Origin of the sequence: Spirosoma sp. 48-14 (assembly GCF_001898575.1) — a bacterium.
Taxonomy (GTDB): domain Bacteria; phylum Bacteroidota; class Bacteroidia; order Cytophagales; family Spirosomataceae; genus Spirosoma.
Genome location: NZ_MKUD01000089.1, coordinates 1 through 2,347, shown reverse-complemented (window position 1 = coordinate 2,347; position 2,347 = coordinate 1). Strand labels below are relative to the sequence as shown.

Genomic DNA, 2,347 nt, shown 5'->3' with positions numbered 1-2,347 from the left:
ATGCCGAGCCGGGTTAATTCCTCCACTACTTGCAAGACTTCAACAGTTGAGCGTCCCAGGCGGGACACCTCGCAAACCAATACCTTATGAATGGTCCCCTGCCGACACAATTGTAACAACTCTTGAATCCCGCCCCGCTCCTGGTTGGTACGGACACCACTGATCTTTTCCGAAATCTCGGTCACAACGTGTGCCGATTGGGTTTGTGCCACCGCTCGTAGGTCTTCTAATTGTCGGTGGTAGTCCTGTTCTTTTTTGGATACCCGAACGAAGATGACGGCCTGTTGCATACCCAAAGCTACGCAGCCTGTATCAACTAAACCATCTGGTTATGTTGATACAGAAAGTGCTGTTCTTACTCATCAAAATAAGCATCGTAACCGCCCAAGGTCTTCCAGAATTTACCGTCACCCTTTTTTTGATACAGTTTGGCTAAGGCCTGGTTCATTTTTTTCTTGTCGAATACTTCACTACGATGCGTAAGATACCACCAAGGGGCATTATCCAGGTCAAGGTCTGGAACTTGTCCGTTCTCGATACTTTCCAAGACGTTTGACAAGGTTTCCTGAATCCAACTAAACTGACCTATTAAAGCCGCCTGATAGGCATAGGGCCCACCGACATCTTCCGGAGGACACGCCCTTCGCCCAGCTGTACAAATCGGGTGGCGATACCCGGGTCTGGTATTCTCAACCTTTTCGACACGGATTTCGTGTTTCCAGTAATCACCAAAATCATAAACATAAGAAAATTTATCCCCAGCCCTTATCCCTAAATTTCCGATAAAAATCTGGGTGGGATCATCCCGATAATAGGTACCACCCGAATAGGCAATTCCATAATCAACTCCCCAGATATGGAAAACGTGTAAATGCTGGTTTTCCCAGCCCATCATCATCTGTATCAAATGATGGAGTTCTGCAATATGGGTATTGCCATCAATGATACAGCGCCTGTAGATCATCGGCGAAATATTCAGAATATGTACTTTCAAGTGATAGACTGCACTTCTGGGGTCAACGATTGCTGGCTGGACTACATTTTTGGCTTTCATGACAAGGTGGGGCCGCCAAGGCTTTCAGAACCTTCTCAAGTTATCAAAGAATCAATTGCCCCACACTTTTTGATGCTCTCCTAAGAAGGGCTTAAAAGCCAAATTTATGGCCATCCTCAATCACTATATCGTGCAGCGAGAGACGCTCAATGCCCTTACCCAGGGGCGGGCTATTCGAGAGCTGGAGGAGAACATTCGTAGCCAGGTCGATAATTTGTAGTTCTTTCCCCTTTCCCACTATGCCCCACATCAACATCACTAGCAGTACCACGGGTAGTAACGCCGGCAGTTGTGGACAACTGGTCGAGTATCTGGAGAAAGAAAACAATCTGAAAGCCGAGTATAAGGCTGAATTGTGGTTCAATCAGGGCCGGGACGATATTCGGGCGCAGGAAGTACGACTAGGCATCGATTCGAATACAGCCAAGCTTAAGCAACACGAAGCTAAGTTTTACCTGGTCAATATCAGCCCTTCCCAAAGGGAGCTGGAACACATCGGCAATGACCCGCAGAAACTAAAGGCCTACGCCCGGGAGGTAATGGCCGAATACGCGGCCAATTTTCAGAAAGGGATAGGCCCTGACGATGTGAAGTGGTACGGTAAAGTCGAGTACAACCGCGGCTACAAATGGACCGATCCGGAAGTAAAGCAAGGCTTGAACCAGCGAGGAGAACTGAAGGCTGGCCACCAGATGCATGTGCAGATCATTGTCAGCCGGAAGGATATGCAGAACCAACGCTTACTAAGCCCGTTGACCAATCATCGTGGACAGGGTAAGAGTGCTGAGCATGGCCATAAGTTCGGCCAGTTCAACCGCGTCGATTTTAAAGAGCGTAGCGAATTGGCCTTTGATCAGCAGACGGGTTACCGTCGGGAGCTGGAAGAAAGCTTTCGCTATCAGAACACGATGAGTAACGGCACGACCCAGGAGAAGGCGGCTATGGTGCTGGAACTGCGCCAGATCGAACAAACTCGTCAGCTACAACTGGAAGCGGGCCTACGCCAGCAGGTGGAACAAGCTCAGAAGTTGGAGTTATCTGTTCAACAACAGCGCAGCCTGGAGCGTGAACAAGGCCGCAGCCGTGGCCTTGGGATGGGTTTGTAAGCCAAATCCTGTCGAGATGACCATTGAACCAGGCTGGAAAATGTCATTTTGTCATTTTCTGGGACAGACAAACTAGAGATCAACTCGTTGGCATATAGCTTGTTTAGGGGCTTTCTGACACGGTTTTATGTTAAATGTTAAACCGTATGCTACTGATTGAGTTGGACAGTTATTAAAATCACCGGAA

3 protein-coding genes are annotated in these 2,347 nt (G+C 48.4%); 1 reads left to right on the top strand and 2 read right to left on the bottom strand.

Annotation, left to right across the window (positions count from 1 at the left end; all coding sequences use genetic code 11):
• Positions 1–290, bottom strand: a 290-nt coding sequence (locus BGO59_RS36285; protein WP_293692607.1) for a recombinase family protein, incomplete at its 3' end; no start/stop codon positions are given.
• Positions 291–355: 65 nt separating this feature from the next.
• Positions 356–1,054 (bottom strand): plasmid pRiA4b ORF-3 family protein, encoded by a 699-nt coding sequence (locus BGO59_RS36280; protein WP_293692605.1) that lies wholly within the window; start codon positions 1,052–1,054, stop codon positions 356–358.
• Between the two features lie 239 nt (positions 1,055–1,293).
• On the opposite strand from BGO59_RS36280, the gene BGO59_RS36275 reads away from it, so the two are divergent.
• Complete coding sequence (locus tag BGO59_RS36275) at positions 1,294–2,160, top strand: DUF5712 family protein (protein WP_293692603.1); 867 nt, start codon at positions 1,294–1,296, stop codon at positions 2,158–2,160.
• Positions 2,161–2,347 lie beyond the last annotated feature (187 nt).

Coding starts and splice junctions, on each gene's coding strand:
- BGO59_RS36280 (WP_293692605.1), bottom strand. CDS start 1,054: ATGAAAGCCAAAAATGTAGTCCAGCCAGCAATCGTTGACCCCAGAAGT.
- BGO59_RS36275 (WP_293692603.1), top strand. CDS start 1,294: ATGCCCCACATCAACATCACTAGCAGTACCACGGGTAGTAACGCCGGC.